Source organism: Streptomyces spiroverticillatus (assembly GCA_014650415.1).
Classification (GTDB): domain Bacteria; phylum Actinomycetota; class Actinomycetes; order Streptomycetales; family Streptomycetaceae; genus Streptomyces; species Streptomyces spiroverticillatus.
The window spans coordinates 55955-72737 of the sequence record BMUX01000021.1 but is presented as its reverse complement, the minus strand read 5'-3'; the positions used below and the strand labels follow the sequence as shown (position 1 = coordinate 72737).

Annotated in this window: 16 protein-coding genes and 1 pseudogene; 11 read left to right on the top strand and 6 right to left on the bottom strand. The window is 70.3% G+C overall.

Translation table 11 applies throughout. From position 1 onward, the window contains the following. The first annotated feature begins 304 nt into the window (after window positions 1–304). The 5 genes from IE269_RS36795 (at window position 305) to IE269_RS36775 (ending at window position 4949) form a co-directional block, all read left to right on the top strand. Window positions 305–1408, top strand: coding sequence for a carbohydrate kinase family protein (locus tag IE269_RS36795; protein ID WP_189827698.1), 1104 nt, complete (start codon window positions 305–307; stop codon window positions 1406–1408). A gap of 148 nt (window positions 1409–1556) precedes the next feature. Further along, window positions 1557–2621 (top strand): PhoH family protein, encoded by a 1065-nt coding sequence (locus tag IE269_RS36790; protein ID WP_189827647.1) that lies wholly within the window; start codon window positions 1557–1559, stop codon window positions 2619–2621. Between the two features lie 12 nt (window positions 2622–2633). Next, window positions 2634–3131, top strand: coding sequence for an rRNA maturation RNase YbeY (ybeY, locus tag IE269_RS36785; protein WP_189827646.1), 498 nt, complete (start codon window positions 2634–2636; stop codon window positions 3129–3131). Then, the gene (locus IE269_RS36780) at window positions 3128–4417 is read left to right on the top strand and encodes a hemolysin family protein (protein WP_189827645.1); all 1290 of its coding nucleotides are present in this window, start codon (window positions 3128–3130) and stop codon (window positions 4415–4417) included. Before ybeY ends, IE269_RS36780 begins: the two co-directional genes overlap by 4 nt. 175 nt (window positions 4418–4592) lie before the next feature. Continuing rightward, window positions 4593–4949, top strand: a complete 357-nt coding sequence (locus IE269_RS36775; RefSeq protein WP_189827644.1) for an MmcQ/YjbR family DNA-binding protein — start codon at window positions 4593–4595, stop codon at window positions 4947–4949. Here IE269_RS36775 and IE269_RS36770 read toward each other — a convergent pair. Next, a complete protein-coding gene (locus IE269_RS36770; protein ID WP_189827643.1) occupies window positions 4930–5880 on the bottom strand; it encodes an AraC family transcriptional regulator in 951 nt (316 codons plus the stop codon). The genes IE269_RS36775 and IE269_RS36770 overlap by 20 nt on opposite strands. Before the next feature lie 96 nt (window positions 5881–5976). Here IE269_RS36770 and IE269_RS36765 point away from each other — a divergent pair, with 96 nt between their 5' ends. Next, window positions 5977–6828, top strand: a complete 852-nt coding sequence (locus IE269_RS36765; protein ID WP_189827642.1) for an NAD(P)H-binding protein — start codon at window positions 5977–5979, stop codon at window positions 6826–6828. 144 nt (window positions 6829–6972) lie between these two features. On the opposite strand, the gene IE269_RS36760 is transcribed toward IE269_RS36765, so the two are convergent. Continuing rightward, window positions 6973–8382, bottom strand: a complete 1410-nt coding sequence (locus tag IE269_RS36760) for an MFS transporter (RefSeq protein ID WP_189827641.1) — start codon at window positions 8380–8382, stop codon at window positions 6973–6975. Between the two features lie 96 nt (window positions 8383–8478). Between IE269_RS36760 and IE269_RS36755 the strand changes: the two genes are divergently transcribed. The 5 genes and pseudogenes from IE269_RS36755 to era all read left to right on the top strand — a co-directional run bounded on the left by IE269_RS36755 (window position 8479) and on the right by era (window position 12397). Continuing rightward, window positions 8479–9375 carry a helix-turn-helix transcriptional regulator gene (locus IE269_RS36755; RefSeq protein WP_229898508.1) on the top strand — a complete coding sequence of 299 codons (897 nt, stop codon included), beginning with the start codon at window positions 8479–8481 and terminating at the stop codon, window positions 9373–9375. A 96-nt stretch (window positions 9376–9471) separates the two neighbouring features. Beyond that, window positions 9472–10212, top strand: coding sequence for a hypothetical protein (locus IE269_RS36750; RefSeq protein ID WP_189827640.1), 741 nt, complete (start codon window positions 9472–9474; stop codon window positions 10210–10212). 92 nt (window positions 10213–10304) lie between these two features. After that, window positions 10305–10676 (top strand): cytidine/deoxycytidylate deaminase family protein, encoded by a 372-nt coding sequence (locus tag IE269_RS36745; protein WP_438817668.1) that lies wholly within the window; start codon window positions 10305–10307, stop codon window positions 10674–10676. Between the two features lie 362 nt (window positions 10677–11038). Further along, window positions 11039–11341: pseudogene (locus IE269_RS36740) on the top strand (transglycosylase family protein); the annotation flags it as partial. A 102-nt stretch (window positions 11342–11443) separates the two neighbouring features. Then, window positions 11444–12397, top strand: coding sequence for a GTPase Era (gene era, locus IE269_RS36735; RefSeq protein ID WP_189827638.1), 954 nt, complete (start codon window positions 11444–11446; stop codon window positions 12395–12397). A 48-nt stretch (window positions 12398–12445) separates the two neighbouring features. On the opposite strand, the gene IE269_RS36730 is transcribed toward era, so the two are convergent. From IE269_RS36730 to IE269_RS36715, 4 genes are all read right to left on the bottom strand, one after another. Continuing rightward, complete coding sequence (locus IE269_RS36730) at window positions 12446–13699, bottom strand: MFS transporter (protein WP_189827637.1); 1254 nt, start codon at window positions 13697–13699, stop codon at window positions 12446–12448. After that, the gene (locus tag IE269_RS36725) at window positions 13696–15060 is read right to left on the bottom strand and encodes a GH1 family beta-glucosidase (RefSeq protein WP_189827636.1); all 1365 of its coding nucleotides are present in this window, start codon (window positions 15058–15060) and stop codon (window positions 13696–13698) included. Before IE269_RS36725 ends, IE269_RS36730 begins: the two co-directional genes overlap by 4 nt. 58 nt (window positions 15061–15118) lie before the next feature. After that, the gene (locus IE269_RS36720; RefSeq protein ID WP_189827635.1) at window positions 15119–15391 is read right to left on the bottom strand and encodes a protealysin inhibitor emfourin; all 273 of its coding nucleotides are present in this window, start codon (window positions 15389–15391) and stop codon (window positions 15119–15121) included. 85 nt (window positions 15392–15476) lie between these two features. Then, entirely contained in the window at window positions 15477–16556 is a 1080-nt protein-coding gene (locus tag IE269_RS36715) for a M4 family metallopeptidase (RefSeq protein WP_189827634.1), read from the bottom strand. Window positions 16557–16783: the final 227 nt, after the last annotated feature.

The window sequence follows — 16783 nt, the reverse complement described above, 5'->3', positions numbered from 1 at the left end:
GACGTCATGACAGCCGAGGGGCAAAGGGGGTTGGGCGACCGTCGAGGGACAGGAACGCGGCCCAATTCTTATCAAGCGCGCAGACCGCAAGAAAAGGGAAACCGGGTAGTGACCTGCGACACATTGTGTTTGCGGTGGGAGTGGTCGGGTAGAAGGTGCGATCCCTCTGCCGCTCGACGGCATTGCGACGTGCACGTGACGCCCCGCGCGCAGAGCCCCGCGCGGCCCTGCCGGTCGTGCACACTGGCCGCAAAACCGCAGTCCACGCACGTACGACGACGGGGAGCGCACAGTGAGCACGCACATCCACCAAGGCGACCAGGACCCCGCCCGGCGGGTCGACCCGCTCGACGGCCTGCGGGGCCCCGACGGCCCCGAGTGCGACGTGTTCCTCACCGGCACGGTGTTCCTGGACATCATCTTCACCGGCCTCGACAGCGCCCCCGTGCGCGGCACCGAGTCCTGGGCGCGCGGCATGGGCTCCAGCCCCGGCGGAGTCGCCAACATGGCCACCGCACTCGCCCGCCTCGGCCTGCGCACCTCCCTGGCGGCGGCTTTCGGCGACGACCACTACGGCGAGTACTGCTGGGACGCGCTCGCCGACGGCGAGGGCATCGACCTCGGCATGTCGCGCACCGTCCCCGGCTGGCACTCCCCGGTCACCGTCTCCATGGCGTACGAGGGCGAACGCACGATGGTGTCGCACGGGCACGAGGCACCCCCGCCCGGCGGCTCCGCGCCCTTCCCGTCCTGCCCGCCCCGCGCGCGTGCCGCCATCGCCTCCCTGACACCGGGCCGGCGCGAGGAATGGACCGCTTCCGCCGCCAGGCGTGGTGCGAAGATCTTCGCCGACGTCGGCTGGGACGACACCGGCCGCTGGGACCTGTCCGCCCTCGCCGACCTGGAGCACTGCGAGGTCTTCCTCCCCAACGCCGAGGAGGCCATGCGCTACACCCGCACCGACTGCCCGCGCCGGGCCGCCCACAAGCTGGCCGAGAAGGTGCCCCTGGCGGTCGTCACGCTGGGTCCCGAAGGTGCGTACGCGGTGGACGGCTCGACCGGCGAGAGCGCGGAGGTGCCCGCCATCGCCGTCGAGGCACTGGACCCCACAGGGGCCGGCGACGTGTTCGTCGCCGGGTTCGTCACCGGCACCCTCGCGGACTGGCCGCTCGCCGACCGGCTCGCCTTCGCCGGGCTGACCGCCGCACTCTCCGTGCAGGAGTTCGGCGGGTCGCTGTCCGCGCCCGGCTGGTCGGAGATCGGCGCGTGGTGGCGGCAGGTGTGCGGGTACGAGGCACAGGACCAGGAAGCGCTGCGCCGGTACGCCTTCCTGGAGCACCTCCTGCCGGAGCGGGCCAGGCCCTGGCCGCTGCGCAGGGCGGTGCCGACGATCGGGTTCCGGGCCTGAGCGGGATCCTTTCCCGCACACTCGTACGACCCTGTTGGCAAAACTCCCTGGGTGTTGTCAGCGGTGAGTCGTACGCTTGGGAATCCAGAGGTTGTCGAGCAGCGAGAACCCTGCAACGGGAGGTATGTGCAGGCCACAGTGCCGGCCCATGACTCAGACACCCACACGCAAGCCGCAGGCCCGTGCCGAGTTCAAGATCCCCGCCACGCACCCCATGGTGATGGTGCTCGGATCAGGCGACTCCTTGCTGCGCGTGATCGAAGAGGCCTTCCCGGCGGCCGACATCCACGTCCGGGGCAATGAGATCAGCGCTACGGGGGAGACGGCGGAAGTCGCCCTGATCCAGCGACTGTTCGACCAGATGATGCTGGTGCTGCGCACCGGAGCGCCGATGACGGAGGACGCAGTGGAACGCTCGATCGCCATGCTCAGGGCGAACGGCAACGGAAACGGGACCGGCGGGGGCGGCGCCGACGGCGAGGCGGTCACCGAGACGCCCGCCGAGGTGCTCACCCAGAACATCCTCTCCAGCCGCGGCCGCACCATCCGCCCCAAGACGCTCAACCAGAAGCGGTACGTCGACGCCATCGACAAGAACACCGTCGTCTTCGGCATCGGCCCCGCCGGTACGGGCAAGACCTACCTCGCCATGGCGAAGGCGGTCCAGGCGCTCCAGTCCAAGCAGGTCGACCGGATCATCCTGACCCGCCCCGCCGTCGAGGCCGGAGAGCGCCTGGGCTTCCTGCCCGGCACCCTCTTCGACAAGATCGACCCGTATCTGCGCCCGCTCTACGACGCGCTGCACGACATGATGGACCCCGAGACGATCCCGCGCCTGATGGCCGCCGGGACCATCGAGGTCGCCCCGCTGGCGTACATGCGCGGCCGGACGCTGAACAGCGCCTTCGTCGTCCTCGACGAGGCGCAGAACACCAGCACCGAGCAGATGAAGATGTTCCTCACCCGCCTCGGCTTCGATTCGAAGATCGTCATCACCGGTGACGTCACCCAGGTCGACCTGCCGAACGGCACGAAGAGCGGTCTGCGCCAGGTCCAGGACATCCTCGGGGACGTTCCGGACATCCACTTCTCGCGGCTCACGTCCGAGGATGTCGTACGGCACAAGCTCGTCGGCCGTATCGTCGACGCGTACGAGAAGTACGACAGCGCCGCCGAGGCCGACAAGGGACGCGGCGGCCAGACCGGGAAGTAGCAGCCAAGCACCATGTCGATCGACGTCAACAACGAGTCCGGAACCGAGGTCGACGAGCAGGCGATCCTCGACATCGCCCGCTACGCCCTCACACGGATGCGCATCCACCCGCTCTCCGAGCTCTCGGTGATCGTCGTGGACGCCGACGCCATGGAGCAGCTGCACATCCAGTGGATGGACCTGCCGGGGCCGACCGATGTCATGTCCTTCCCGATGGACGAACTGCGTCCGCCGACGAAGGACGACGAGGAGCCCCCGCAGGGGCTCCTCGGTGACATCGTGCTGTGCCCGGAGGTCGCCGAGCAGCAGGGCAAGGACGCGGAGACCGAGCACTCCATGGACGAGGAGCTCCAGCTGCTCACCGTGCACGGCGTGCTGCACCTGCTGGGGTACGACCACGAAGAGCCGGACGAGAAGGCCGAGATGTTCGGCCTCCAGGCGGCCATCGTCGACGGCTGGCGGGCGGAGAAGGGCCTCACCGGTCCCTCCCCGGCGCCGACCGTCTCATGAGCCCGCAGCTGATCGTCGGCGCCGTCGCCCTGGTCGTCGTGGCCTGGCTGGCGGCCTGCGCCGAGGCCGGACTTGCACGGGTGACGAGTTTCCGTGCGGACGAGGCGGTACGGGCGGGAAAGCGCGGCAGCGCGAAACTGGCGCAGGTGGCGGCCGATCCGACGCGCTATCTGAATGTGGCGCTGTTGGTGCGCGTCGCCTGTGAGATGGCGGCGGGCGTTCTTGTCACTTATGGCTTTCTCGAAGTTTTCGAGAAGACCTGGCAGGCGTTGTTGGTCGCGATTGCCGTGATGGTTCTTGTTTCGTACGTCGCGGTGGGGGTTTCGCCGCGCACCATCGGACGGCAGCACCCGTTGAACACGGCGACTGCTTCGGCGTATGTGCTGCTGCCGTTGGCGCGCATCATGGGGCCGATTCCACAGTTGCTCATTTTGATCGGCAACGCGCTGACGCCGGGCAAGGGTTTCCGCAAGGGGCCCTTCGCCAGTGAGGCGGAACTGCGGGCGATGGTCGACCTCGCCGAGCAGGAATCACTCATCGAGGACGACGAGCGGCGCATGGTCCACTCGGTCTTCGAACTGGGCGACACCCTGGTGCGCGAAGTGATGGTGCCGCGGACGGACCTGGTGTCGATCGAACGGTTCAAGACGGTGCGGCAGGCATTGACGCTGGCGCTGCGGTCCGGGTTCTCGCGCATCCCTGTGACAGGGGAGAACGAGGACGATGTCGTGGGCGTTGTGTACCTGAAGGACCTGGTGCGCAAGACGCACATCAATCGCGATGCCGAGTCCGATCTCGTGTCGACGACGATGCGGCCCGCTGTTTTCGTGCCGGACACGAAGAACGCCGGTGATCTGTTGCGGGAGATGCAGCAGGAGCGCAATCACGTGGCCGTGGTGATCGACGAGTACGGCGGTACGGCCGGGATCGTCACCATCGAGGACATCCTGGAGGAGATCGTCGGGGAGATCACCGACGAGTACGACCGCGAGGTCGCGCAGGTCGAGGAGCTCGGGGACGGGCGATTCCGGGTGACGGCGCGGCTCGACATCGACGATCTCGGGGAGCTTTATGGGCTCGACGAGTTCGACGACGAGGATGTCGAGACGGTGGGCGGACTGTTGGCGAAGGCGCTGGGGCGGGTTCCCATTGCCGGGGCTTCGGCGACGGTGGATCTGCCGGACGGGCGGCGGGTGAGGCTCACGGCGGAGTCGCCGGCGGGGCGGCGGAACAAGATTGTGACGGTGTTGGCCGAGCCGGTGCCGTCTGAGGACGGCGAGGGGTGAGGGTTTTCGTGCGGGGTGGTGGGTGGTTGCTGCTCCTACCGGGGGCGCTGCCCCCGGGCCCCCGGTTTTCGCCCCGGTCCCGCCCCTTTCCCTAAAGCGCTCGCCGCGCGGCTTGTTGTTTGGTTGCTCGCGCAGTTCCCCGCGCCCCTGGAAGGGGCGCGGCATACTGGGGGGTATGACGCCGGCTCAGCTTCGTACGATTTGCCTTGGGTTCAATGAGGCCGTGGAGGAGTTTCCGTTTACGCCTGAGACGTCGGTCTTCAAGGTGTTGGGGAAGGTTTTTGCGCTGAGCGCCCTGGATGCGGTGCCGTTGAGCGTGAATCTGAAGTGTGAGCCCGAGAACGCGATCCGGTTGCGGGCCGCGTACCCGGCGGTCGTTCCCGGGTGGCACATGAACAAGCGGCACTGGAACACCGTCACCCTGGACGGCTCCGTCCCCGATCGGCTTGTGCGCGAGATGGTCGAGGATTCGTACGACCTTGTGGTGGCCGGAATGCCCCGGGCGACCCGGCTCAGGCTGGACCGGGCGTAGTCGCGGTGCGGCTCGGGCTGATGCCCAGGGTGCGTTTGTAGGCCGTGCTGAAGGCGAAGGCGTTGGTGTAGCCCACCTGGCGGGCCACTGACGCGACTGTCGCGCCCGGTTCCCGGAGCAGGTCCGTGGCGAGCGTCATCCGCCAGTGGGTGAGGTACGAGAGCGGGGGCTCGCCCACCAGCGCCGTGAAGCGGCGTGCCAGGCCCGCCCGGGACACGCCTGCCCGCGCCGCCAGCGACGCCACCGTCCACGGGTGCGCCGGGTCGCCGTGCATGGCCTTCAGCGCCGCGCCCGCGACGGGGTCGCCCAGAGCGGCGTACCAGGCCGGTGGCCGGGCCTGGGGCCGGGCGAACCAGGCGCGCAGGGTGCGCACCAGCAGGAGGTCGAGCAGGCGGTCCAGGACCGTCTGCTGGCCGGGGAGTTCCCGGTCCAGTTCCTCGGTGAGCAGGGTCAGGAGGGTGGCCGATGAGTCGCCCGCGGGCACCGTCAGCAGGGGCGGGAGCGCGTCCAGGAGGCGCCGGCCGACACTGCCCGCCACCCGGTGCGCGCCCGTGACCAGGGCGACCGGGGCGTCGGGGTCGGGACCGTAGGTGCGGGGGCCGAGGCGTGGAGTGGCCGATTCGGGGAGTTCGCTGCCGTCGTGGGTGAGGGTGCAGTGCAGGGCGTCGTGGACGCGGACCCGGGGCGGGGTGTCGGGGGCGTCGGCGATGTGGTGGGGGCCCGGTCCCCGTACGACAGCGGTGTCGCCCGGTGCCAGCAGGACGGGTTCCTCGCCGGGGACGACCACCCAGGCGCGGCCCCGGAGCACCGCGTAGAGGGTGAGCGGTGCGGCACTGTCGTGGGCCACCGACCACGGCGGTGCGGTGACGCTCCGCCGGAGGATCGCGCCGTCGGTGTGGACGGTGCGGAGCAGGTCGGTAAGGGCGTCCATGGGGTCAACGTAGACGTCGTGGGATGAGACGGTCACGAAGGTTGTTGAGGGTTTGGGCCATGGATCGTCCAGGGGGTGGGGCGTTGACTGGCGTCCATGAGTGATGCGTGGGGTTCTTCGGTTCTGGTGACCGGTGCTACGGGGAAGACGGGCTCCCTTGTCGCCGCCGGTCTGCGTGCGCGAGGGGTGTCGGTGCGGACGGCCTCACGGGTGGGCAGCGCGGTGCGTTTCGACTGGGAGGATCCCGGGAGTTGGGATGCGGCTGTGGTCGGGGTACGGGCGGCGTATCTGGTCACGCCGATGGATCCCCGGTTTCCGGCGGCGGCGGTCGCCGGGTTCGTGGAGCGGGCGGTGGCGGCCGGTGTGCGGCAGTTGGTGCTGCTGTCGGGGCTCAGTGCCGGGTACGGGAGTGTGCCGATGCTGTCGCGGGAGGAGCCGGTGCGGGCGTCCGGGGTCGCGTGGACGGTGTTGCGGCCGGGGGCTTTCCAGCAGAACTTCGGTGGTCCGCCGTACGTGGAGGCTTTCCGGGGCGGGGAGTTGAGGCTGCCGGTGGGGGCGGGGCCCGGTCCGTATTCGGCGTATGTGGATGTGGTGGATGTGGCGGGCGTTGCTGTGGAGGTGCTTGCGGCGGGTGGGGGGCATGCGGGGCGGGTTTATGAGCTGTCCGGGCCGCGGGCGTGGTCGTTCGCGGAGGTGGTGGAGCTGGTCGGGGAGAAGCTGGGGCGGCCGGTGCGGTTCGTGGCGGAGCCGGTGGAGGAGTGGCGGGAGCGGGTGCGGGGCGGTGGGGCTGCGGAGGAGGCGGTGGCGTGGTCGCTGGAGACTTTTGAGGCGTTGGGGAGGGGGGAGTATGCGGGGGTGCACCGGGGGGTGCGGGAGGTTCTGGGGCGGGAGCCTTGGGGGTTGGAGCGGTATGTGGGGGAGGGGGTGCGGGCGGGAGTGTGGGGGTGAGTGTCCGCTCGGGTTGGTGGGGGGTTGCGGTTCAGGCCGGGGGCGCTGCCCCCGGACCCCCGTTTTCGCCCCGGTCCCGCCCCTTCCCCTAGAGCGCTTGCCGCGCGGCTTGGTTTTTGTTTGCTCGCGCAGTTCCTCGCGCCCCTATGGGCGCTTGCGGAGGCCGGTGGCTACCAGGAGGGCGGTGGCGATGACCAGGGCGGCGGAGAGGGCCAGGACCAGGCGGATGCCGGTGAAGAGGGTGGACTGGGTGGTGGCGAGGACGCCCAGGAGGGGGATGCCGATCGTCATCGAGACCTGTTGGGTCGTGGTGACCAGGCCCGTGGCCAGGCCCTGTTCGGAGTCGGGGACGCCGGAGGTCACGGTCAGTCCGTACGACACGATCGCGCCCAGGTGGGCCATGCTCGCGAGCGAGATGAAGACCGTGACGAGCAGGGCGCCGGAGGTCGTGCCGATGGTGAGGAGGCCGGCCATCAGGAGGCCCTGGGCGAGCAGCGAGAGGACCAGGGTGCGGCGGGCGCCGAAGCGGCCCACGACCCTCGGGGTGAGGGTGCCCGCGACGACCGAGAGGATGCCCTGGACGCCGAAGATCAGGCCGGTCTGGGAAGCGGAGAGGTGCAGGATTTCCTGGAGGTAGAGGGTCAGGACGAAGACGGCGGTGGTCATCGTCGCGAAGGTGATGAGGCCGCCGATGTTGCCCCAGGCGACCGACGGGCGGCGCAGCATGGGGAGGGAGACCAGGGGTTCACGGGTGCGCGATTCGATCACGACGAACGCGGTGAGGAGGGCCAGGCCCGCGATCAGGGTGACGATCACGTCGGTGTCGCCGAAGCCGCGCTGGGCGGCCGTGGAGAGCGCGTAGATCAGCGCGAGCAGACCACCGGTGACGGTGATCGCGCCGGGTACGTCCAGGCGCGGGCGCTCCGGGTTGCGGGACTCGGTGAGGATGCCGGGGGCGAGGGGGAGCACGATCAGGGTGAAGAGGGCCAGCAGGCCCATCGTGGAGCGCCAGCCGAGGGTGTCGGTGAGGACGCCGCCCAGCACCATGCCGACGGTGAAGCCGAGCGAGAGCAGGGTGCCGCTGATGCCGAGGGCACGGTCGCGCTGCGGGCCCTCGGGGAAGGTGGTGGTGAGCAGCGACATGCCGGTGGGGACGATGGCGGCGGCGCCGACGCCCTGGAGTGCGCGCCCGGCCAGGAAGGACGCCGGGTCCCAGGCGAAGGTGGCCAGCAGGGACGCCGTACCGAAGAGCGCCAGGCCGGTGAGGAAGAGCTTGCGGCGGCCGTACAGGTCGCCGGTGCGGCCGAAGAGCAGCAGGAAGCCGCCGGAGGGGAGCGCGAAGGCCGTCACCGCCCACTGGAGGGCGGACTGGCTCATGCCGAGGTCGGCGCCGAGCGCGGGCAGCGCCACGTTCAGTACGGAGAAGTCCAGCGCCACCATGAACTGCGCGGCGCACAGCACGAACAGGACGAGTGCGGCCCGGCCCGTCGGCCGGGCGGGGGCGGCGGGCTGCGCCTGGGGAGGTGAGGGAGCGGTGGAGGTGTCGAGTGCCATGCGCCACAGCCTCCGGCTCCCGGAATGTCCGTGGGGAGCGGGAACTTATCCTGTTGGCGCCACCACCAGGCAGCCGGAATCGGGGGAACGCACAGGATGACGACGGCAGCACAGGGCAATGCGGGCATGAGCATGAAGGAGCACCGGCTCAACGAACTCCGGGAGTTCCTGCGCAACCGCCGGGCCCGGATCACCCCCGCACAGGCGGGACTTCCCGACGGTGGTGCGCGTCGCCGCACACCGGGGCTGCGCCGGGAAGAGGTCGCGGTGCTCGCCGGCGTCGGTGTCAGTTGGTACCAGTGGCTGGAGCAGGGACGTGACATCACCGTTTCTCCACAGGTGCTGGATTCGGTGGGACGGGTGCTGCGGCTGAGCAGCTCCGAGCGCCGTCATCTGTACGTCCTCGCAGGGCTCAACCCGCCCGCGCCGGAGGTCGATCCGGGCGCCGAGGACATGTGCGGCGGGTTGCGCCGGCTCATCGACGCGTGGATGCCGTACCCGGCCCACATCATGGACGTGTACTGGAACGCCGTGCAGTACAACGATGCTGCCGCCGCAGTGCTCGGCATGCGTCCCGATGTCGTGCAGAACTGTCTGCTCTCGTTCTTCTCCGATCCGGTGTACCGGTCCCGGGCCAAGGACTGGGAGGGCACCGCGAGCCGGGTGGTCGCGCAGTTCCGCTCGGCGTGCTCGGAGTGCCCGGACGACGAGGGGTTCCGGGCGGTCGTTGCGGAAGCGAAGGAAATCAGCCCCGAGTTCGCGGAGTTGTGGGCGCGCAGGGACATCGCGCCGGGTGGGCTGACGTTCAAGGACCTGCTGCATCCGCTGGTGGGTGAGCTGAATCTGGAGAGCACGCAGTTGCGGGTGCCCGCCCGTCCGGATCTGACGATCGTGCTGCACACGCCCCGGCCGAACACGGGCACGGCTGAGAAGCTGGAGTGGCTGGCGTCGCCGGAGGGGCGGCGTGGGGCGATGGGGTCGGTGGCGGGCTGAGCCTCTCGGGGCGGAGGCGTCCAGGGGTGGATTTGGTTTTCCCTTTACTCGCCGTTTAAGTTTGCGGGAGTAATCGAACACCCTTCTGGAGTCCCCGTGCGCATCCGTCCGCTCCGTCTCGCCGCCGCCGGCCTGGCCGCCTCGTCCCTGCTGCTGCTCACCGCGTGCAACGACGACGGCGGGGCCGAGGGCAAGAAGGGAAGCGCCGCCACCCCGGAGCCGCCCCGGCCCATGTCGGCGCAGCAGGCCAAGAGCGTCCTGGTGGGCGAGCAGGACCTCTCCGACGGCTGGAAGCTCCAGAAGGACGTCGTGGTGGACGTGAACGACCCGTCGCAGAACGTCCTCGACAAGGCCGAGCCCGCGAAGTGCCAGATCCTGGCCGACGTCCTGAACACCGGCCGGCTGCTCACCGACTTCAAGATCACCAAGCAGGTGGTCTTCTCCGACCGCTCCGACGGCAGCAGCATCGCCCAGGACGTCAGCGGCTACCAGCGTCCCGCCGAGGCCGAGCGAGGCATGAAGTCGCTCGCCGCCGCGGTCAAGGGCTGCGCCTCCTTCAGCGCGACGTACGAGGAGCGGAAGGTCAAGGTCACCGTCGCCGGCTTCGACGTGCCCGCGCTCGGCGAGGAGAAGGTCTCCTACCGGCTGAAGATCGACGACGCCACCAAGGACCAGGTCCTCGACTACGACGTCGTCTCCGTCCGCTCCGGTGCGAACATCTCCACCCTCTACAACAACTGGGGCGAGGACGGCGAGCGCGGCGAGAAGGCGTTCGACCGCGCCGTCCACAAGGCCGCCGCCACGCTCGACAAGGTCGCCGCCGAAGCGAAGAAGTAGAGCCGAGCGGCAAGAGGGACGCGCCCCTGCCGTACGGCCCCGGGACACGCGCCCCGGTCGCCCCTCGCACAGGAGCGGCCGGGGCGTTTCCTATGCTCGGGGCCATGACCACCCCCGCGCAGGACGCGCCCCTCGACCCCGAGGACCAGAAGCTCATCACCCTCGCCCGCTCCACCCGCGCCCGCAACGGCGTCCCCGAGGGTGCGGCCGTGCGCGACGAGACCGGGCGCACCTATGTCGCCGGCACCGTCGCCCTGGACTCCCTGAACCTCAGCGCCCTGCGCACCGCCGTCGCCATGGCCGTCGCCAGCGGTGCGTCGTCGCTGGAGGCCGCCGCCGTGGTGACGGCCGCCGACACCGCCGCCGACGCGGACCTCTCCGCAGTGCGCGATCTCGGCGGAAACGGCACACCGGTGCTGGTGGCAGGACCGGACGCAGTGGTGAAGGCGCGCCTCAGCGCCTAGCCGCCCAGGCGCCTGTGACACAGGACACGGAGAGGGCGGGCGGTGGGTCGGGCGACCCCCGGCCGCCTTCTCGGGTACGGGGCCCACGCACCCGTATGGCGCGCGCGCCGGGACCTTCGGCCCGGGTCGTACGGCCCGGCGCGGGGGTGCGGACGCGGGGGGCCGGACGGCCCCCGTACCCCTCCCGAAGGACCGTGGAAACGGGCCACCGGCGCTGGGAGTGTGGAGGCACGCCGCAAGGGGCCACGCAAGGGCTCCGGTGGGAGGTTCCGCAAGTACCTCTCCGACGCGGCGGTCCACGTCCCCCAGTGATAGGTCACTACGTGTTCTCCTCCCTGATCCGCACCACCGTCGCCCGCCGCATCACCGGTTCCGTCGTCGCCGCCGGAGCGGCCGCGACGATGATCCTCACCGGCTCGGGCAGCGCGTCCGCCGCCTCCGGTGCGAACTGGGCGGCCGTCGCGGCGTGCGAGTCGGGCGGCAACTGGGCCACCAACACCGGCAACGGTTACTTTGGCGGCCTCCAGTTCACCCAGCAGACCTGGGCGGCCTACGGCGGCACCGCGTACGCGTCGAGCGCCCACCAGGCGACCCAGGCGCAGCAGATCGCCGTCGCCGAGAAGGTCCTCGCGGGCCAGGGTGCGGGCGCCTGGGGTTCCTGCGGTGCCAAGGGCGGGCTGGCGTAAGCGCCGACCGCCGCACGAGGTGTTTCCCGAAGGGCCGACCACTGGTCGGCCCTTCGGCGTGCATCGGGGAGAATGGGGCCCATGAGCGCTCGTACCCCTGAAACCCCCGCAGCCGACCCCGCCCCCCACCGGGCCGGCTTCGCCTGCTTCGTGGGCCGCCCCAACGCGGGCAAGTCCACCCTCACGAACGCTCTGGTCGGCAAGAAGGTGGCCATCACCTCCAGCCGCCCGCAGACCACCCGGCACACCGTGCGCGGCATCGTGCACCGGCCGGACGCGCAGCTGATCCTGGTGGACACCCCCGGGCTGCACAAGCCGCGCACGCTGCTCGGCGAGCGGCTCAATGATGTGGTGCGTACGACCTGGGCCGAGGTCGACGTCATCGGTTTCTGTGTTCCCGCCGACCAGAAGCTCGGGCCCGGTGACAAGTTCATCGCCAAGGAGCTCGCCGGGATCAAGAAGACTCCGAAGATCGCGATCGTGACGAAGACCGACCTGGTCGACTCCAAGCAGCTCGCCGAGCAGCTCATCGCCATCGACCAGCTGGGGCAGGAGCTCGGGATCACCTGGGCGCAGATCGTGCCCGTGTCGGCGGTCGGGGAGTCGCAGGTGTCGCTGCTGGCGGACCTGATCGCGCCGATGCTCCCCGAGAGCCCGCCGCTGTATCCCGAGGGGGATCTGACGGACGAGCCGGAGATGGTGATGGTCGCGGAGCTGATCCGTGAGGCGGCGCTAGAGGGGGTGCGGGACGAGCTGCCGCACTCCATCGCGGTCGTGGTCGAGGAGATGATTCCGCGGGAGGACCGGCCGAAGGACCGGCCGCTGCTGGACATCCACGCGAACGTCTACATCGAGCGGCCGAGCCAGAAGGGGATCATCATCGGGCCCAAGGGGCAGCGGCTGAAGGATGTCGGGATGAAGTCCCGGAAGCAGATCGAGGCTCTGCTGGGGACGCCGGTGTATCTCGACCTGCACGTGAAGGTCGCCAAGGACTGGCAGAGGGATCCCAAGCAGCTGCGGAAGCTGGGGTTCTAGGCGGGGTACGGGGGTGCGGGCAGGGGGCGGCCCCGCCCCCCGAGGGGGCTACGGGACGCCCCGGATGCGGTGGACCAGGACGGCGCCCAGGAGGCCTATCGCCGCTGCCACCCCGTACAGGACCCGGTAGCCGCCCAGGTGGACCACGATGGGGGCGGACAGGGCCGGGGCGGCGACCTGGGGCAGGGAATTGGCGATGTTGATGAGGCCGAGGTCCTTGCCGCGGGCGGCGGCCGAGGGGAGGACGTCCGTCATCAGGGCGAAGTCCACCGAGGTGAAGACTCCGAAGCCGATGCCCAGGAGCGCCGCCGCGACCAGGGCTCCCGGCCAGGTCTGCCAGACGGCGAGCAGGCCCGACGCCCCCGCCATCAGCACCCCCGCCCACAGCACGAAGGGCTTCCTGCGGCCCACCCGGTCCGACCACACCCCGCTCACCACGACCGTGGCCAGGAGGGTGACACCGTTGACGGCGGTCAGGATCAGGACGCCGGTCTCGGGGTCGTCGTACTGCACCCGGTCCCGGAGGTAGTACAGGAGGTAGAGCAGGACGATCGAGTTCCCCAGGTTGATGAGGAAACGGGTCAGCCACGCCCAGCCCAGGTCCGGGTACCGGCGGGGGCTCAGCCAGAAGCCCGCCACGAATCCCTGCCAGTGGAAGGGTTCGCGTTCCGCCGGCGAGAGGGCTGGGTCCTTGTGGCGTACGACAAAGGGCAGCACCCCGACCGCGCAGAACACCGCGCACGCCACGTACCCCGCCAGCAGCCCGCCCAGCGACGCCAGGCCCGTCCCCGCGACCACGCCCAGCATCTGTGCCGCGCCCAGCCACCCGCCGACCCGCCCGCGCTGGCGGTGCGGCACCTGGTCCGGCACGGACGCCGTCACCGCGGCGAACGCGGCGTTCAGCGTGAGCTGCACCAGGCACCACGCCAGCGTCATCGTCACCAGGCCCGGTGCGAGGGCGAGCAGCACCAGTGCCGCCGCACCGGTGACGGACCCGCCCACGATCCACGGGCTGCGACGCCCGAAGCGTGACGTCGTACGGTCCGACAGTGCCCCGAAAACGGGGTTGGAGAGCATGGAGACGACGGCACCGATGCCGGTCACCCACGCCAGCACGGACTCCTTCGGCATCCCGGCGCCGGGTGCCAGTTCTGCCGCCTGGAGTGCCAGGAGGACCTGGAGGGGGCCGAACCACCCCACCCAGATCGCCCCGTTGGCGAGCGACAGCGTCGCCGTCCAGCCGCGCGAGACGTCGACGGAAGGTTCCTTCAGCGCCGAAGGAGGAGACAGAGGGGTCGTCACCTCTGTGCCCGCAGCGCGTCCCGCAGCCACGCGTACGAGGCCTTCGGCGTCCGCTTCAGGGTGTCGAAGTCGACGTGCACGAGCCCGAACCGCTGCGCGTACCCCTCCGCCCACTCCCAGTTGTCCATCAGCGACCACACGAAGTACCCGCGCACGTCGACGCCCTCGTCCATGGCGTCGTGCAGGGCACGCAGGTGCCCGTCGAGGTAGCGGATGCGCGCCTGGTCGTCGATGCCCTCGTAACTGCACCCGTTCTCGGTGATGACGACGGGCGGCAGTTTCTCCCCGTACCGCTCCTTGAAGCCCACCAGCAGTTCGAGCAGGGCGCCCGGCACCACCGGCCAGTCGAAGGCCGTGCGCTCGAAGCCCTCCACCCGGTGCACGGAGAACGGCATCTCCGCGGGGATGCTGATGCCCGCGAAGTCGGCGGAGACGGACGGGTCGTGGGCGCCGACCCTGGTGGGCTGGTAGTAGTTGACGCCGTACCAGTCCAGCGGCTGCGAGATCAGCCGCAGGTCGTCCTCGACCGGGCCCGGGAGCATCTCCGCGATGCCGTCCGGGTACTTCCCCAGCAGCAGCGGGTCCGCGAAGAGGCGGTTGAGCAGCAGGTCGTAGAAGTCGGCGGCGCCCCGGTCCTCCTCGGAGTCCGACGCGGCCCAGGTCGGCCCGTGCGAGTTGGCGATGCCGATGGAGCCCGAGCCCCGCTCGCGCAGCACCTGCACCGCGAGACCGTGCGCCAGGAGCTGGTGGTGGGCGACGGGCACGGCGTCGAAGAGGAGCCGCTTGCCGGGCGCGTGCTCGCCCAGCGCGTGGCCGAGGAGGGTTATCTCGGCCGGCTCGTTCAGGGTGATCCAGCGGCCCACCCGGTCGCCGAGCCGGGTCGCCACCACGTCCACGTACTCCGCGAACCGGTGCGCCGTGTCCCGCTCCAGCCAGCCGCCCGCCTGCTCCAGCGCGAGCGGTGTGTCCCAGTGGAAGAGGGTCGGCACCGGGCGCACCCCCGCCTCGCACAGGGCGTCGACGAGCCGGTCGTAGAAGTCGAGCCCGGCCTTGTTGACCGCGCCCGCACCCTCCGGCAGCACCCGCGACCAGGAGACCGAGAAGCGGTACGCGCCCACCCCCAGGTCCTTCAGGAGCGCCACGTCCTCGGGGTAGCGGTGGTAGTGGTCGCAGGCCACGGACGCGTTCGAGCCGTCCTTGATGCGGCCGGGCTCGGCGGCGAAGGCGTCCCAGGACGAGAGGCCGCGCCCGTCCTCGCTCGCCGCGCCCTCGATCTGGTGCGCCGAAGTGGACACGCCCCACAGGAAGTTGGCGGGAAAGCGGGGCAGCGGGCTCGGAGAGCCGGATGGCAGCGTTGTCATGGGGGAGATCGTCCTTACCCACGGGTAACGCTGTCAACGGTCTGGACAGCACGTGTCGTTACGCGCCCTCCTTCAGCACCCGGGAGATCAATTCCCGCTGCGCGTCCGACAGTTGCGGCTCGGCGCAGTGGAAGGTCTGCCCGTCCACCGTGATCTCGTAGCTGAAGCCGTCCGGGATCGCCGCCCCCGGCATCCGCAGCCCCCGTCCGGCGGCCGCCGCCTCCCCGGCCAGGGCGTGCCACTCGTGGGCGTCGGGCCGGCCCGAGGTGTCGATCTCGGCGCGGCGCTCGATCCCGGCGAATCCTCCGGTGCGGACTACCTGAATAAGCATGGGGTCCGTTCTAGTACGGGTACGGCTCCACGGGTAGGGGGCGCCCCGGGCCTCCGGGACGCCCCCGTGCTCGTACGTGACGTGCTTACAGCTTTGCCTTCTTCTGCGTCGTCGGCACGCCGACCTGCTCCCACGCCTTCAGCAGGGCCTGGGTCTCCTCGCCGTCGTGGTACCTGGCGCGCGACGCCGCCACCGTGGCCTGCGCGAAGTCCGCGAAGGTCGGGGTGGTGGAGAGCGTGCCCGCGGTGAGGGTGTCGTACCAGATCTGTCCGGCCCGCTCCCACGCCTTGCCGCCGAGCGCGTCGGCCAGCAGGTAGAAGGCGTGGTTGGGGATGCCGGAGTTGATGTGCACGCCGCCGTTGTCGCGGCCGGTGGTGACGTAGTCGTCCATCGTCGCGGGCTGCGGGTCCTTGCCCAGGACGTCGTCGTCGTACGCCGTGCCGGGGGCCTTCATCGAGCGCAGGGCGACGCCTTGGACGCGCTCGGCGAGCAGGCCCTGGCCGATCAGCCAGTCCGCCTCGGCGGCGGTCTGGTCGTTGACGTACTGCTTGACGAGGGAGCCGATGACGTCGGACATCGACTCGTTCAGCGCACCGGGCTGGCCGAAGTAGCTGAAGTTCGCCGTGTGCTGGGTGACGCCGTGCGCCAGTTCGTGGCCCATGACGTCGACGGGGAGGGTGAAGTCGAGGAAGATCTCGCCGTCACCGTCGCCGAACACCATCTGTTCGCCGTCCCAGAAGGCGTTCCCGTAGTCGCGGTCGAAGTGCACGCTCGCGATGAGCGGCATGCCCTCGCCGTCGATGGAGTTGCGGCCGAACGCCTTCAGCAGCAGCTCGAAGGTGGCGCCGAGGCCGGCGTAGGCGCGGTTGACGGTGGCGTCCTTGAAGGGCTCGGCGCCCTCCTTGCGGACGACCTTGCCCGGCAGGTCCGTCTTGTGCTGGGCGTCGTGGATGAGGCGGTGGACCTTGTTGTCGGCGGCCCCCGGGGAGGGGGCGAGCGACGGGGCGCCGATGACGGTGGTCAGCCGGCGGTGGGTGCGCTGCTGGGCGTCCGCCTCCAGGGTGCGGCGGGCGGGTCCGGCGAGCGCGGGGTCCTCGGCCCGTGCGAGCTTGTCGAGGACGTGGGGCGGCACGATGGTGCAGAAAACGGGATGGATGGCTTCCATGGCGAGCAATGTGGCACTGGGTCATGCCGGTGTCACTACCTGCGACCATGATTCGGTCCATATTTCATTGCTTGGAGTGAAGGATCACAGTTTCCCCGACATCCATGTCAGGTCTTGCATACTGATACGGACCGGCACCCCCGCCGCCCCTCGGTTAGGCTGCGGCACATCATGCGTTTCGGGCTGCTTCTCCTTAGCTGCCGCGGCGAGGGCCTGTAGTCGTAGGC